Source organism: Streptomyces sp. NBC_01635 (assembly GCF_045209715.1).
Lineage (GTDB): Bacteria > Actinomycetota > Actinomycetes > Streptomycetales > Streptomycetaceae > Streptomyces > Streptomyces hirsutus.
Genome location: NZ_CP109277.1, coordinates 8340453 through 8355754, shown reverse-complemented (window position 1 = coordinate 8355754; position 15302 = coordinate 8340453). Strand labels below are relative to the sequence as shown.

Genomic DNA, 15302 nt, shown 5'->3' with positions numbered 1-15302 from the left:
TTCGAGGAGGACGTCTGGATCGCCGACGGCCGCCGGATGCGGGTCAGGGCGCTTGAGCGCCGCACAAAGTCCTGCCGAGCCATCGGAAGCTCGGGCACGTGCTCTTCTCTGGTTACGGAATGCCGCTTCAGTTTCGGCCCGCTGCCGTCAGGCTGCCACTCCGAATCGATCACCGTGCGAGCGGGGAAATGCTCGGCAGGCCCGTGACCCCTGGGCAGCCGCAGGTATGCGGCGCATCACGGACCACCTGAATGGCGGACCCTCCGGACCAGGTGATGACAAAGTCTGGTGAGCTTGGAATGGCGCTGGTCTGCTGAGCCCAGATAAGGTCGGTGGGCGTGGCGGCAGTCAATGCCTTCTTCACTTCACCGGGTCGCCCGCCATCGCTCCCTCGTCATGAGCGTCGCGCAGGCTCGCCCTGAGAGTGCGGAAGATGTTGACCTGGTTTCCTCGACCGATCCCATCGGCCTCCCACTCGTCCAAGAAGCGCTCGACCACGATCGGCGTGACTGAGTTGAGCTTCCGCGACCCAAGACGCGGATCGATGTGGACGTTGATGGAGCTGTTGACATGCTCGCCCGTGAAGTACTCCGTCATCCTGCGCTGCCGGGGCCGCCGCCGCTTCGCGTATTCCGCGACCGTCTGCCGCCCCGGTTCACGGCGGGCTTCCACCACGGACGGCGCCGTCCGCTTCTTCTCCGCATAGATCTGCGCGAGGCGCACGATCGCGTGGTCTTGAGTACCGCATCCGGCCTTCTCACGCTGCCTACCCAGCACGTCCTTGAAACGGATGGTGTACGGACGCGGACAGCGAGTCGGCCTGGCGCAGTGCAGTCCTCGAAGAAGGACCCCATGCCGCGGGCGAGCTGTCGAGCCACGTAGCGGACTTCCCGAGCGGGAGCCAGGCACCTGCGCCCAGGCCCCCGCCGTGGCGGTCACCAGGTCAGCAGGCTGGGACGCCTTCGCACCCAATGCTGACCGTTTGCTGACCCGAGCGGCCCCACCACACCTCTGAACTGCACAAACACCCAAACGCTAGATCTTGGACTTGAATATGGTGCGCAGCATTCGGCACTACCGGAATTCGGCTCCCTGCCTACTTTCCGCAGGTCAAGGGCTATTTCTCAGCGTACAACGGCTCACTGTCGGCTGATGCCGGCCGCTCATCGAGGAACTCTTTCCGACTGCTTGCTAAGTTCGCTGACGCCTGGCCGGCCAGGTTCCGCAGCTCGCTCATGGGGCAGTTCCTCTCGGCCGCGGCAGATGAGCGGGATCAGCTTATGGACCGGCACCTCTCGTACGCACCGAGGTCCCCATCACGTCATGTCCGAGCAAGAGCAGGGAGAGCACAGACCGTCCCGCTCGGCTCACAGTCGCACCCCGGAGCCACACGTGACCTGGCAACCGAGCCCCGCCGCGTACGGCGTGATTCCGGGGGCAGGTCGGCGCAGCCCGAGCAGCGCCTCGTCGACCGCCCCGTTCGGCGACACGGTGTTCTCCGTGTCGAACTCCTGGTGACAGGGGTCGTGCGTCCCGCCGAAGAGTCCTCGGCAGAGACGAGAGTTGAGCCGGCGGATCCGGTCCGGCCGGTGGTGCGCGCGCTCCAGAGGCATATGGGCCACGCGGTACGCGGATGGCCGGACTGTGGCGCGGGCGACGATGCCGGCGACCGTCCCCGACACGGCCCACGGTCCGGTGCCGGATGTCGGTGCCGGTGCCGGATGTCGGATGTCGGTGCCGGATGTCGGATGTCGGCTACGGCCGCGGCTGTTCCGGGCGGGCCACGAGGACCTCGACGCCGTCGGCCTGGAGGGCGTCGAGGTCGGAAGCCGGGATACCGGAGTCGACGATGACGAGGTCGAAGGCGGTCACGGGGGCCAGCTGGTAGAGGCCGCGACGGCGGAACTTCGTGTGGTCGACCAGAAGGATCTTGCGCGCGCAGGCATCCATCAGGGCCCGCTTCACCGCCACCGTCTCCTGCGACTGGTGGTAGCAGTGGCCACGGGTGATGGCGGTCGTGGAGGCGAAGAGCGTGTCGGCGCTGAGACTGGCCACGGCGTCCACGGTGCGCAGGCCGAGGAAGGCGTCGTAGGCGGGGTAGTAGGTGCCGCCCAGGGAGATGAGTTCGATGCCCGGGCTGTCAGCCAGCGTCTGGGTGACGGGGCCGAAGTTGGTGATGACGGTCAACGGGGCATGCCGGTCCAGGAGACGGGTGAGCGCCAGCGCCGTCGTACTGTCGTCGATGATGACCGCTTGCCCGGGCTTGACCAGAGGCAGGGCAGCGCGGGCGATGGCGTCCTTCTCCGCCGTCATGGCGCGGGCGCGGTGGCGGACGTCGCCGTGGAAGGCGGTCGAAGGCTGAGCGGTCGCGCCCCCGCGGACCTTTCTCAGCCAGCCCCGGTCCTGCAGGTGGTCGAGGTCCCGGCGGATGGTCATGGTGGTCACGCCGAGCTCGTCGGCCAGCTGATCGATCCGGACGAACCCCCTGTCCACGACGCGGCCTTTGATCCGCTCCCTCCGTTCGCGGGGTTTCCTGCCGCTCGTGTCGGCCGGCTGCCGGTCCTCTGCTCCCATAAAAGCTCCTGTTCATTTTCTGTGAAGTGAACATCTCCGGACCTGCCCCCCTCCCCTTTACCTCGTTCGTCACTCCTTCCGGAGAGGCCGCCCGCGCACGTTGCCGACGCTGTCGCCGCGCTTCGGAACGATGACCCTAGGCCGGACTCCGCATACCGGCCCCGCACGCCGAGCGAACATCGAAGGGTGGAGAAGCAACACGGCAATTGTTCAATTACTGCGGCCCGTTGACACAAATGAAACATCTGAGTTTCCTGAACGTTGCCCTCGGTGTCCACGAGCAGGGAGTCGACATGAGAAGACCGGCACGTCTTGCTCTCACTGGAATCCTCGCCGTGGGCACGCTCGTATCGTGCGCGGAGGAACCCGCCACGACCGGCTCCGGCGGCGTGGGCAAGGTCGCCTTCCTGATGCCCGACCTCGCCTCCACCCGGTACGAACAGTACGACGCCCCCCTGTTCAAGAAGCGCATGCGTGCGCTCTGCCAGGAGTGCAAGGTCATCTACCAGAACGCCGACAGCGACGCGTCGTTGCAACAACAGCAGGCCAACTCCGCTATGGCGCAGGGCGCCAAGGTCATCGTGCTGGACCCGGTCGACTCCGACTCGGCGTCCACCATGGTGCAGATGGCACATTCCCAGGGCGTCAAGGTGATCGCCTACGACCGCCCGGTGTCCAAGAAGCCCGCGGACTTCTATGTCTCGTTCGACAACGAGGCGATCGGCGAATCCATCGGCCGGTCGCTGGTCGGCCATCTCAAGAAAACGGGAGCGAAGGGCGGACTGCTCCAGGTCAACGGCTCTCCGACCGACGCCGCTGCCGGGCTGATCAAGAAGGGCATCCACAAGGCTGTCGACGACAGCGGGTTCGACCTGCTCGCCGAGTACGACACCCCGGACTGGTCACCGGAGAAGGCGCAGCAGTGGGTGAGCGGGCAGATCGCCCAGTACCCCGGCCGGATCGCCGGTGTGGTGGCCGCCAACGACGGCACCGGGGGCGGGGCGATCGCGGCCTTCAAGGGCGCCGAGGTGAAGGTCCCTCCGGTCACCGGCAACGACGCCGAGTTGGCGGCGGTCCAGCGCGTCGTCTCGGGCGACCAGTACAACACCATCTCCAAGCCCATCAAGACGGTCGCAGAGGCGGCGGCGGAGGCCGCCCATCAGCTGATGGAGGGTGAGACGCCCGAGGCGGACTCGACGCTCTTCGCCACGCCTTCGCAGTTGTTCGAACCGACGGTGGTGACGCGGGAGAACCTCAAGGAGGTCGTCCTCGGCCCCGATGGGGTGCTCAAGGCCGAGGACGTCTGCACCCGCCCGTACGCCGACGACTGCCGGCGTCTGGGCATCGAGTAGCGGCGTCCCGTCCCGAGTGAGAGAGGGTGCCCATGGCAGGCTCCGCGATCCCCGGAACGACCCCCGCCACGCCCCCCGTCACGCCTCCTGGAAGCGACGGGACCGGCGTGCTGTCGCTGAGAGGTGTGAGCAAGTGGTTCGGCGCGGTCGCCGCGCTCAGCGGGATCGACCTCGATGTCGCGGCCGGTGAGGTGGTCGCCGTGGTCGGGGACAACGGCGCCGGCAAGTCCACCCTCGTGAAGATCCTGTCGGGGGTGTACGCCCCCGACGCGGGGGCGGTCTCCTTCCACGGCAGGGAGGTCTCGTTCGATTCTCCGAGCGCCGCACGCGCGCTGGGCATCGCCACGGTCTACCAGGACCTGGCACTGTGCGAGAACCTCGACGTCAAGGCGAACCTCTTTCTCGGCCGGGAGCTGCGGCCCTGGATGCTGGACGACGTCGCCATGGAGAAGCGGTCCCGGGAACTGCTGTGTGAGCTGCGGGCCAGGATTCCCACGCTCGACGTCCCGGTGGCCGCTCTCTCGGGCGGCCAACGGCAGACGGTGGCGATCGCCCGGGCTCTGCTCGGCCGGCCGGAGGTCATCCTGCTCGACGAACCGACGGCCGCCCTCGGTGTCGCGCAGACCGCCGAGGTGCTCAACCTCATCGAGCGGCTGAAGAGCAACGGGCTCGGCGTCGTCATGATCAGCCACAACATGGAGGACGTCCGGGCGGTCGCCGACCGGGTCGCCGTGCTCCGGCTCGGCCGCGACAACGGTGTGTTCGACGCCCGGGAGGTCTCCTCCGAAGAGGTCGTCGCCGCGATCACCGGTGCCGCCGACAACGCCGTTTCGCAGCGTGCCGCGCGCCGCGCGGCCGTCCCTCGGGAAGAGGATGAACAACCGTGACCTCTCTCGGTTCTCCGGTGGCGGCGGCCCACGACCGGCAGGACGAGCCTTTGGCGGCACGGCACGGTTTCCGCGACAGCGTCCGAGGTGTGGTCCGCCGGGCCCGGCACGGCGACCTGGGCATGCTGCCGGTCGTCGCCGGTGTCGTGGTGATCTGGACGATCTTCCAGTCGCTGAACCGGACCTTCCTGTCCAGCACCAACCTGGTGAACCTGGCCTTCGACATGGTGTCCCTGGGCGTGATCGCACTCGGCATCGTGTGCGTCCTGTTGGTCGGCCAGATCGACCTGTCGGTCGGCTCCATGAGCGGTGTCGCCGCCGCGACCACGGGCGTGGTGATGGTCCGTCACGAGCAGTCGGTGTGGCTGGCGGTCCTGGCGGCGGCCGGCGTCGGCGCGCTGAGCGGCTGGCTCTACGGGCAGGTGCTCAACCGCTTCGGTGTGCCCAGCTTCGTCGCCACCCTGGGCGGCCTGCTGGCTTTCCTCGGCGCCCAACTCTGGCTCCTGCGGGGCCAGAACGCCATCAACCTGCCGTACGACTCCGCCCTGGTGAAGTTCGCCCAGGTGTGGTTCGTCCCTGAGGCGCTGGCCTACGCCTTCATGCTTCTGGCGGTCGGCGGCTTCCTCGCCGTCGGCCTGGCCCGTGCCCGCAGTCGCCGCCGTGCCGGGCTGTCGTCCGTCTCGCCGCGGTGGCTGGCGGTGCAGTCCCTCGCGCTGGCGGCGGCGCTGCTGTTCGCGGTGCACTACCTGAACCGCACCCGTGGTGTGCCGTGGATGTTCGTGCTCTTCGTCGCCCTGGTCCTGGTCCTGCACTACGTCCTCACCCGGACCCGACTCGGCCGGTCCCTGTACGCGGTGGGCGGCAACGCGGAAGCGGCCCGCAGGGCCGGGATCGACGTACGCGCCGTGTACACCACGGCGTTCGTCATGTGTTCCACACTCGCCGCGACCGGTGGGGTCCTGGCCGCCGCCCGTCTCGCGGCGGCCAACCAGAGCACCGGCACCGCGGACGTGAACCTCAACGCCATCGCCGCCGCGGTGATCGGCGGGACCAGCCTCTTCGGTGGCCGTGGTTCCGCCTTCGCCGCCCTGCTCGGCGTCCTCGTCATCCAGTCGATCTCCAGCGGGCTCACCCTGCTCAGTCTCGATTCCTCGTACCGCTTCGTCATCACGGGCTGCGTGCTGCTGGTCGCCGTCGCCCTGGACTCCGCCGCCCGCCGCTCCCGGCAGGCACACGGAAGGGGCTGAGAACATGACGTCGCTGGCCATCGACGCCGGCACCACCACGGTCAAGGTCGTCGGATACGGCTCGGACGGAACGGAACTGACCGTCAGTCACCGGCCGACCCAGGTGCTCAGGCCCCGGCCGGGCTGGGCGGAGCAGGACATGGGCCAGGTCTGGGAGGCGGTCGCCTCCGCCACCCGCGAAGTCGTGGCCGCGCTGCCCGAGCCGCCCGAGCTGGTCGCCGTCACCGGGCAGGGCGACGGGGCATGGCTCGTCGACGACCGGGGCCGCCCCACCGGGTCCGCCGTGCTGTGGAACGACGGACGGGCCGCCGACCTGGTCACCGGGTGGGAGCGCGACGGCACCCTGGAGCAGGCCTTCAGGATCTGCGGCTCCCGGTTGTCCACCGGCATGCCCAACGCCGTACTGGCCTGGATGCGGAAGCACGCCCCGGACCGGCCGCGCCGTTCCCGCCACCTGCTGACCTGCGGCGGCTGGATCTTCCTGAAGCTCACCGGGGAAGCGGCCGTGGACGAGTCCGAGGCCTCGGCGCCCTTCCTGGACATCGGGCGACGCACCTGGTCCGAGCGGCTGTTCGAGCTGTACGGCGTGGAGTGGGCCCGTGACCTGCTGCCCCCGCTCCGGGACGACGACCACCGGGTGACCGCGCTCACCGCCACCGCCACCGCCGAGACGGGGCTGCCCGCGGGCATACCGGTGGTGCTGGCGCCCTACGACATCTGCGCCACCGCCATCGGCTCCGGCGCGGTCAGCACCGGCCGGGCCTGCACCGTGCTCGGCACCACGCTGTCCACCGAGGTCGTCACCGACTCCGCCGACTGTGTGCTCACCGACGAGCCGGTGGGCATCACCGTCCCCCTGGGCGTCCCCGGGCACTATCTGCGCGCCTTCCCGACCATGAGCGGCGGCGACATGCTGCACTGGGGCGCACGGCTTCTCGGGCTCGCCTCGGTCACCGACCTGATGGCGCTGGCCGAGCGCGGCGCCGACAACACGGCCGGAGTGCGGTTCCTGCCCTATGTCTCCTCGGCCGGGGAACGCGCCCCGTTCTTCGATCCGGCGGCCCGCGGTTCCCTGTCCGGTCTGTCCCTGGACAGCGGCCGGGAGGACGTGGCCCGCGCGGTCGTGGAGGGCGTCACCATGGCCATCCGCGACTGTCTCGTCGCCTCCGCGGCCGCCCCGGAGCTGTTGACCCTCAGCGGCGGCGGGGCCCGGAGCGTGTACTGGACGCGGCTGATCGCGGATGTCGTCGGCCTGCCGGTGGCGATCCCCGCCGACACGGAGACCGGGGCCCGCGGCGCCTGGCTGACCGGCATGGTCGCGACCGGCCGCGAGCCGGACTTCGCCACCGCGGCGGCCCGGCACGTGCGGATCTCCGCCACCTTCGAGCCGGACCCCGCCCAGGGCGGGGCCCTGGGCGAGCGCTATGCGGAGTTCCTGCGGCTGCGGGAGCTGCACCGCCCGATCTGGGCGCTCGGCCGCGGCAGCACGGGCCCCGACGGCGGAGCCGGCGCGTGACCGGCGCCGCCCCGGACGTGTGGCTGGGCATCGACCTGGGCACGCAGGGGGTCCACGCGGTCGCCGTGACCTCGGACGGCCGGCTGCTCGGCACGGGGTCGTCGCCGCTGACCAGTCACCGGCGGGGCGAACGCCATGAACAGGACCCGGGACAGTGGTGGCGTGCGGTCTGCTCGGCCGTCGGGCAGACCTGCGCCACGGGCGCCGACCCGCGTCGTATCCGGGCCGTGGCCGTCGACGCGACCTCCGGGACCCTCACACTGACCGACCGGCACGGCAGGTGTGTCGTCCCCGGTCTCATGTACGACGACGGCCGCGCCACCGTGGAGGCGGAGCAGGTCAACGCGCTCGGCGAACAGCAGTGGGCCAAGGCCGGCTACCGGCGGATGCAGCGTTCCTGGGGGCTTCCCAAGCTCCGCTGGCTGCTCGACCGGTACCCGAACGCCCTGAGGGACGGGTGGCGCCTCGCCCACCAGAACGACGTGATCAACCGCAGGCTCGTCGGGCACGAGGTACCCACCGACACCAGCAACGCCCTCAAGTCCGGGGCCGACGCCGCGGCGGTGGCCTGGCCCGGACACGTCTTCGCCACCCTGGGGATCCCCGCCGGGATCCTGCCCGGCCTGGTGATGCCCGGCACCGTGATCGGCGAGGTCTGCGCCGGTGCCGCGGCTGAGTGCGGGCTCGTCCCGGGAATTCCCGTGGTCGCCGGAATGACCGACGGCTGTGCGGCCCAACTGGGCTCCGGGGCGACCGCGGTCGGCAGCTGGAACTCGGTCCTCGGCACCACGCTCGTCCTCAAAGGGGTCACCGAGGACCTGCTGCACGACCCGAACGGTGTCGTCTACTCCCACCGCTCGCCCTCCGGCCACTGGCTGCCCGGAGGTGCCTCCAGCACCGGTGCGGGCCTGGTCGCCCGGGAGTTCGCCGGCACGGCACTGGACCGGCTGACCGACGAGGCGGCGCCCCTGCTGCCCACCGGGCTGCTGCGCTATCCGCTGGTCTCGCCCGGGGAGCGATTTCCCTTCGTCGCCCCGGACGCCGTCGCGTTCAGCAGCCGGGAACCGGCGGGCCGCGCCGAGGACTTCGCCGCACTGATGCAGGGCGTCGCGTACCTCGAACGCCTCTGCTTCGACTATCTGGACCTGCTCGGCGCCCCCACCGACGGGACCGTCGTCCTCACCGGCGGCGCGACCCGCAACCCGGTGTGGAACCAGCTCCGCGCCGATGTGCTGCGCCGGCCCCTGTCCCTGCCCCGCCGTTCCCAGCCCGCACTCGGCATGGCCGTACTCGCCGCCTCTGCCTGCGGGGCTCCGGGCTCTCTGGACGGTGCCGCCGCCGCGATGGTGCGGCCCGACCGGGTCCTGGAGCCGCGGTCCGCGCATCGGTCCGCCCATGACGAGGGCTACGCCCGGCTGCTCGATCTGCTGGTCCAGCGTGGCTGGCTGCCCGAGACCGTCTCGGCCCACGCACGAGAAAGGACCGCACCATGAGCCTCCATGTTTTCCTCGTCCGGCACGGAGAGAGCGTCTGGCACGACGAGAACCGCTATGCCGGGGTCACCGACATCGATCTCTCCGAGCACGGCCGCGCCCAGGCCGCCCGGCTCGCTTCCTGGGCGGGGCGGGCGGATCTCACGGCGGTCTGGTCCTCCCCGTTGCGACGCTGCCGGCAGACCGCGGAGGGGAGCGCGGCCCGCGCCGGTCTGCCCTTGATGGTCGAACCACGGCTGCGCGAACTCGATTTCGGCATCGCCGAGGGGATGACCCGCGCCGAGATGCGGGAGCGCCTGCCCGCCGTACTCAAGGCTTTCGAGGCCGACCCGGTCGGCAGCCACTTCCCGGAGGGAGAGGATCCCGTCGCCGTCGGCGAACGCTACGCCGACTTCCTCGGCGGCCTGCGGGCCGGTCACCGGGAGGGACGCGTTCTCGTCGTGGCCCATTCCACCGCGATCCGGCTCGCCCTCTGCCGGCTGCTCGGTCTCCCGCTGCGGGACTACCGCGGCGTTTTCCCCCACCTGGCCAACTGCGCGTTGAACGAACTGATCCTCCACGACGGCACACCCTCGCTGCTGGCGCTGAACCAGCACGTGACCCCAGGAGTACCCGAGTGACCACGATCCTCGCGGCCGGCGACCACTTCGTCCGCAGCTCCCTGTTCACCGACCGCCTCCGGCCGGTCGCACCCGACGCCGCCTTCCGTGAACTCACCCTGCCCTGGCCCGTCGAGCCCTTCGGCGCGGTGGCCGAGGTCCACGAGGCCTCCGGTACCGAGGATCAGCTCATCGAGGCGCTGGACGGTGTGGACATCTGCGTCACCCAGATGGCACCGCTGACGGAACGGATCCTCGGTGCGAGCCCCGGGCTCCGCCTGTTCTGCGTCGGCCGGGGCGGCCCGGTCAACGCCAATCTCGCGGCGGCCACCCGGCACGGTGTCGTGGTCACCTTCGCCCCCGGCCGCAACGCCGCCGCCACCGCCGAGCACACGGTCGCCCTGATGCTGGCGGCCGCCCGCCGTGTCCCCGCCGCCCACCAGGACCTCACCGCGGGCGTCTGGCGGGGCGACTACTACCGCTACGACAGCGTCGGCCCCGAACTGGAGGACAGTACGGTCGGCATCGTGGGACACGGTGCCGTCGGCTCCCGGGTGGCCCGTATCGTCCGCGGATTCGGCGCCCGTGTCCTGGTCGCCGACCCGTACGCCGACGCGGCCGACCTGGCCCCGGCGGACCGGGTGGACCTCCCCGAACTCATGCGCCGCTCCTCCTTCGTCACCGTGCACGCCCGGGCCACGCCGAAGACCGAAGGGCTGCTCTCCCGCGAGCTGATCGGGCTCATGCCCCCCGGCGGCGTACTCGTCAACTGCGCCCGCGGCTCCCTGCTCGACTACGACGCCGTCTGCGACGCCCTGGACGAGGGCCGGCTCTTCGGCGCCGCCTTCGACGTCTTCCCCGAGGAACCGCTCCCGGCCGGCTCCCGGCTGCGGCGCACCCCCAACGTCGTCATGACCCCGCATCTGGCCGGCGCCGGCAAGCAGACCGCCCACAACGCGTCGGCCCTCGTGGCGGGTGAGGTCGCCCGGTTCCTGGCCGGCCGCGCCCCGGCCCACTGCGCCAACCCGGAGGTGTTGCGGACCCGGTCCTGACCGGCTCACGAAGAGTTCCCCGGCTCCGCCACCACCGGTCCGTCCCGTGCTCGCCCCTCACCCGTCGGACGTCGCGGGGCGCTCCGGTGAAGCCCGACTCACCATCTCGTGGAAAGGACATCGCGTGCGCGGCAAGCTCCGGACGTTCCGATCCGTTCTCCTCGCCGGAATCAGTGTCCCTGCCCTCCTCCTCGCCGCCCCTTCCCCCGGCATCGCCGCCGCGGACGCCCCCGGCGGCCGACATCCCGAACTGCCCTCCTCCGTGTACGGCGGCGCCTGGCCGACCAGCCATGTGCAAGGCGTGACCGTGGACCGCAGACGCGGTTTCGTCTACTGGTCGTTCACCCAGAAGCTGGTCAAGACCGACCTCGCCGGCAAGGTCGTCGGGACCGTCGAGGGCCTCACCGGCCACCTCGGTGACATCGACGTCGACGACCGGAGCGGCAGGGTCTACGGATCGCTCGAGTACAAGGCGGCAAAATCGTTCTACATCGCCGTCTTCGACGGCCGCGAGATCGACCGGGTCGGAATGAACGCCGAACGGGACGGCGTCATGACCGCGGTCCATCTCCACGAGGTGGCCGCGGACTTCAGCGCCGACATGGACGGCGACGGAGTCTTCGACGGCGACACCGCCGACACCCCCGACCACCGCTACGGATGCAGCGGCATCGACGGCGTGTCGTTCGGCCCCGGGTTCGGCGAGCGGGGCGGCAGGCAGACGCTGAAGGTCGCGTACGGCATCTACTCCCACACCGGCCGGACCGACAACGACCACCAGGTGATCCTGGAGTACGACATCGGCTCCTGGGGCAGGTACGCGCGACCGCTCTCCCAGGACGCCCCGCACCACAGCGGCCCCGAGCACCACGACGGCAAGTTCTTCGTCCACACCGGCAACACCACCTACGGCGTGCAGAACCTCCAGTACGACCCGTACACCAGGAACTGGATCATGGCGGTCTACAAGGGCAGGAAGGAAGGCTTCCCCAACTACTCCTTCTTCACCGTCGACGGCTCCGCCGAGCCGGTGCGCGGCGAGATCAAGGGACAGCCCGTGCCGGAGACCGGTAGCCTCCTCACCCTCCGCGAGGCCGGCCTGCGCGACGACGCGACCGGCATCCGCGGCTGGGAGTTCCACGGCAGCTACGGGTTCGACGCGTTGGGCGACGGACGTTACTACGTGGCGGAGGGCCGGGCCGTGGAGGAGGACGGCGTCCTCAAGCAGGAGGGCGAGATCCGTCTGCACCGCTGGACGGGCAAGACTCCGGGGCCGTTCGAACCCCTCGGCTGACGGCACCCCGCCGGGCCGGCCGGGTCGGACCACGGGACAGCACGCGGTTCGTGCATCTGCTGTCGGCCGGCGTCCGGTGAACGGGCGGGAAGTCCCGTGGCCGTCGTCGGCGCCGAGGGGGCGCTGTGGTCTGTGAGGCTGATCCTTTGGAATGGACACCCTGACGATGGATCTTGTAGGTCCGGGAAGGGAGGTCCAGGTGGGGCGCCCGTCTCCGTACCCGGAAGAGTTTCGGAAGGACTCCGTCGCGTTGTACCGAGCCGCCGGTGGCCAGCGCACGTACGCGGCGGTGGCCGCGGAGCTCGGGATCACCGGGGAGACGCTGCGCACGGGGGTCCGCAAGGACACCCCTCAGCACACGTCCGAGCACCGGGTGGGCGGGGCCGGCCGGAGTCCGGCTGCGGGAGTTGCTCCGCGGACGGCGCGGGACTTCGAGGGCGCAGACGAGGCTCGAGCTGTTCCGCCGGCTCGCCTGCTAGAACCGGCGCCGACGGCATTCCTCCCTCGGCTGCCTCACACCGATCGGGTTCGAACAGCGACTGATCACATCAACCACGCTGTCCCTCGCCGCATGAAACCCGGTGTCCACTCCCGGGGATCAGCCTCAGACCGCCGGCTACGCCTCACCCGCAACGCGCACAGGGGTACGTGCACGTTGCGGGCCACGGCACCGGGCGCGCGAGTGGGCGGCACGCAGAGTGCCGGTTGGGCGGCCGGATCGCGGGACTGATCGACTCAGCCGCCGCTCTTGCGCCTGAACGACCGCTGGCTCGCAGCCGGGCCGTGCGCCGCACGCACCTTCGAGGCATTCGGGTTGGCGGCGACATCGGCCGCGTCCGCCTGCGCACCGCGCTTGCGCGCCAGGGCTTCACGGAACTTGCGCTTGAGGTCGTAGTTGCCGTCGCTGTCCGGCGCCAGAGGGGACGTCTCGGGGTCAGCCGGCTCCGAACCTTCAGTAGCTGCGGGCTCTGCGGTCATGGTGATCTCCTGGGTTCGGGGGTGGGCCAGCACAGCTTGTCATGCCGGGCGCGGTGCGGGGCACCGGCAACATCATCCTGCTCCGTTTCGGTGGGTATCCCTTTCGCGGCCGAGGGCCCGAAACCGTCCCGGTCACGGTGAGGAGGGTGCCGCACCCGCCGGTCGGTGGAGCGCGGACCGAGCCGTGGAAAAGGCCGGCTGACGCCGGACCTCGTGGGGACGGGCGGCCCGGCCGGGGCCGGGAGCCGGCTCGATCACGCGGGCCCGGTGCTCGTGCGAGCCCGCGGCGACACCTTTCCGCCCCGGTCCGACGCCGGTTCGGCCGGTCCCGGCAGTTCGGCGAGAGCGGCTCCCGGTGGATCGTCGTCGGGGGCCGGCTCACTGTTCTCGCCGAGGAAGCCGCCCGACTGGTGCCGCCACAGCCTGGCGTAGGCGCCGTCCGCGGCGAGCAGTTCCCCGTGGGTGCCCTGTTCGACGACGCGTCCCCGGTCGAGGACGACGAGACGGTCCATGCCGGCGACGGTGCTCAGACGGTGGGCGACGACGAGGGCCGTCCGTCCGTCCATCAGCCGCCACAGGGCGTCCTGGACGAGGATCTCGCTCTCCGAGTCCAGCGCGCTGGTCGCCTCGTCGAGCAGCAGGATCGGGGCGTCGCGAAGGACCGCCCTGGCGAGGGCGACCCGTTGGCGCTGACCGCCCGACAGCTTCACCCCCCTCTCGCCCACCAGGGTGGCGAAGCCCTCGGGAAGCTGATCGGCGAACTCCGTGACGTGTGCGGCCTCGGCCGCCGCGTGGATCTCCTCGTCGGTGGCGTCGGGCCGGGCGAAGGCGATGTTGTCCCGCAGGCTGCGGTGGAACATCGCGGGTTCCTGCGGAACATAGGAGATCAGTGAGCGCAGGTCGGCCTGGCGCAGCCGGCTGATGTCCTGGCCGTCGATCAGGATGCGTCCGTCGTCGATGTCCGACATCCGCAGCAGGAGCCGGGTGAGGGTGGTCTTGCCGCCGCCGGACCTGCCGACCAGACCGATCCGTGCGCCGCCGGGCACGTCCAGGTCGAGACCCTTGAAGATCGGCTCCGCACCCTCGTGGGCGAAGGTCACCGCCTCGAAGCGGATGCCGGTGTTCCGCGGCGCGAGCGGTTCGGCCTCCGCCGGGTCCAGCACGGTGGGCGGGTCCAGCAGCAGCTCCGTGAACTGTGCGGCCTCGGTCATCGAGCTCTCCAGGCGCCGGTAGATCTGGTTGAACTCGAACATGATCTGGGTCGCGTTGGAGTAGTAGGTGAAAGCGACGACGATCTCCTCCACCCCCTGGCCCGGACCACCGAGGGCGATGGCGACCACCAGGCCCAGCACGTTGGTCAGCACGGCCATGGGGGCGACCAGGGTGTCCACACGCAGGTTGCCGTAGTCCCACGACTGCAGCGTCAGGCGCCGGGAGTCCGCGACCCGGCTGCGGTGTTCGTCGGCCTCCCGCCGCTCGGCTGCGAACGCCCGGATGGTCTCCATGTTCGTGAGGCTGTCGGAGACGTGGCCGGAGACCCGGGCGATCGCCGCCTCACGATCGTTGACGAGCCTCTGCCGGCGACGGATCAGAGGCGTCGCGGCCACCGCGGTCACCGCGATCATCAGGAGGAGGCCGGCGACGAGCAGCGGTTCGTAGTGCCAGAGCACGACGGCGCCGAACACCAGGGGCACGAGGCTGCCCACGATCCGGTACGTCAGCGTGTCGACGAAGTCCTCGAAGCGCTTGCCGAAGCTCAACACCCTTTTGGTCAGGGAGCCGGCGAAGTTGTCGTGGAAGAACGCGGCGTCCTTGGCGAGGAGTTCGTCCATGCCGAGCACGTACAGGTGCTCCATGCCGAGGGCGTCCACACGGTTCAGGCAGTGCTGCCCGATCCGCCACACGACCTCGGCGAGCAGCAGCACCGCGCCGAAGCCCAGCACGTACGGCAGCGCCGAGGCGAGGGTGAGACCCCTGTCGTCGGCGGCCTGCCCCGCGAGTTTGGCGATCAGCAGAGGGGCGACGTAGCGGATGCCGATGTTGCCCACGGCCGGCAGCAGCAGCGCGGGCAGGGCCAGCCGTCGCAGTCGCAGCAGTTCCCGGCCGTAGTGGCGCAGCGCGAGAACGACCGCGCTCCTGCCCGGTACCGGCCTCTGCGTTTCTGTTGTCGCCATCACACTCCCGGAGGTTCGGAAGTCGGAAGTCTCCCGTCCGGGGAGGCGCCCGGTCCAGGCATTTACCGCGTACGGGCGAGAACCGGACACCTTGAGCAGGGATGCCGGTCGGCGCTCAGGACCCTACGGCTGCCGA

13 protein-coding genes are annotated in these 15302 nt (G+C 70.5%); 8 read left to right on the top strand and 5 right to left on the bottom strand.

Going from position 1 to position 15302, the window contains the following annotated elements; translation table 11 throughout:
* Positions 1–360: 360 nt before the first annotated feature.
* The 3 genes from OHB56_RS38115 to OHB56_RS38105 form a co-directional block, all read right to left on the bottom strand.
* Entirely contained in the window at positions 361–723 is a 363-nt protein-coding gene (locus OHB56_RS38115; protein WP_326756251.1) for a hypothetical protein, read from the bottom strand.
* Positions 724–1367: 644 nt separating this feature from the next.
* Positions 1368–1613, bottom strand: coding sequence for a hypothetical protein (locus OHB56_RS38110; protein WP_406358448.1), 246 nt, complete (start codon positions 1611–1613; stop codon positions 1368–1370).
* Positions 1614–1755: 142 nt separating this feature from the next.
* A complete protein-coding gene (locus tag OHB56_RS38105; protein WP_406358446.1) occupies positions 1756–2574 on the bottom strand; it encodes a DeoR/GlpR family DNA-binding transcription regulator in 819 nt (272 codons plus the stop codon).
* 293 nt (positions 2575–2867) lie between these two features.
* On the opposite strand from OHB56_RS38105, the gene OHB56_RS38100 reads away from it, so the two are divergent.
* From OHB56_RS38100 to OHB56_RS38065, 8 genes are all read left to right on the top strand, one after another.
* Positions 2868–3926 (top strand): sugar ABC transporter substrate-binding protein, encoded by a 1059-nt coding sequence (locus tag OHB56_RS38100; protein WP_406358444.1) that lies wholly within the window; start codon positions 2868–2870, stop codon positions 3924–3926.
* 32 nt (positions 3927–3958) lie between these two features.
* Positions 3959–4813, top strand: coding sequence for an ATP-binding cassette domain-containing protein (locus tag OHB56_RS38095; protein ID WP_406358442.1), 855 nt, complete (start codon positions 3959–3961; stop codon positions 4811–4813).
* A complete protein-coding gene (locus tag OHB56_RS38090) occupies positions 4810–6060 on the top strand; it encodes a sugar ABC transporter permease (RefSeq protein WP_406358440.1) in 1251 nt (416 codons plus the stop codon). The genes OHB56_RS38095 and OHB56_RS38090 overlap by 4 nt, the downstream gene beginning before the upstream one ends.
* Positions 6061–6064: 4 nt before the next feature.
* Positions 6065–7576: an FGGY family carbohydrate kinase gene (locus OHB56_RS38085; protein WP_406358438.1), complete on the top strand. Its 1512-nt coding sequence runs from the start codon at positions 6065–6067 to the stop codon at positions 7574–7576.
* Positions 7573–9069, top strand: a complete 1497-nt coding sequence (locus OHB56_RS38080) for an FGGY-family carbohydrate kinase (protein ID WP_406358436.1) — start codon at positions 7573–7575, stop codon at positions 9067–9069. The genes OHB56_RS38085 and OHB56_RS38080 overlap by 4 nt, the downstream gene beginning before the upstream one ends.
* Positions 9066–9689 carry a histidine phosphatase family protein gene (locus OHB56_RS38075; RefSeq protein WP_406358434.1) on the top strand — a complete coding sequence of 208 codons (624 nt, stop codon included), beginning with the start codon at positions 9066–9068 and terminating at the stop codon, positions 9687–9689. Before OHB56_RS38080 ends, OHB56_RS38075 begins: the two co-directional genes overlap by 4 nt.
* Entirely contained in the window at positions 9686–10720 is a 1035-nt protein-coding gene (locus OHB56_RS38070) for a 2-hydroxyacid dehydrogenase (protein WP_406358432.1), read from the top strand. Before OHB56_RS38075 ends, OHB56_RS38070 begins: the two co-directional genes overlap by 4 nt.
* A 124-nt stretch (positions 10721–10844) precedes the next feature.
* Positions 10845–12014, top strand: coding sequence for a hypothetical protein (locus OHB56_RS38065; RefSeq protein ID WP_406358431.1), 1170 nt, complete (start codon positions 10845–10847; stop codon positions 12012–12014).
* Between the two features lie 735 nt (positions 12015–12749).
* On the opposite strand, the gene OHB56_RS38060 is transcribed toward OHB56_RS38065, so the two are convergent.
* Positions 12750–12992, bottom strand: coding sequence for a DUF5302 domain-containing protein (locus OHB56_RS38060; protein WP_326756242.1), 243 nt, complete (start codon positions 12990–12992; stop codon positions 12750–12752).
* Between the two features lie 254 nt (positions 12993–13246).
* A complete protein-coding gene (locus OHB56_RS38055; protein ID WP_406358428.1) occupies positions 13247–15166 on the bottom strand; it encodes an ABC transporter ATP-binding protein in 1920 nt (639 codons plus the stop codon).
* Positions 15167–15302: the final 136 nt, after the last annotated feature.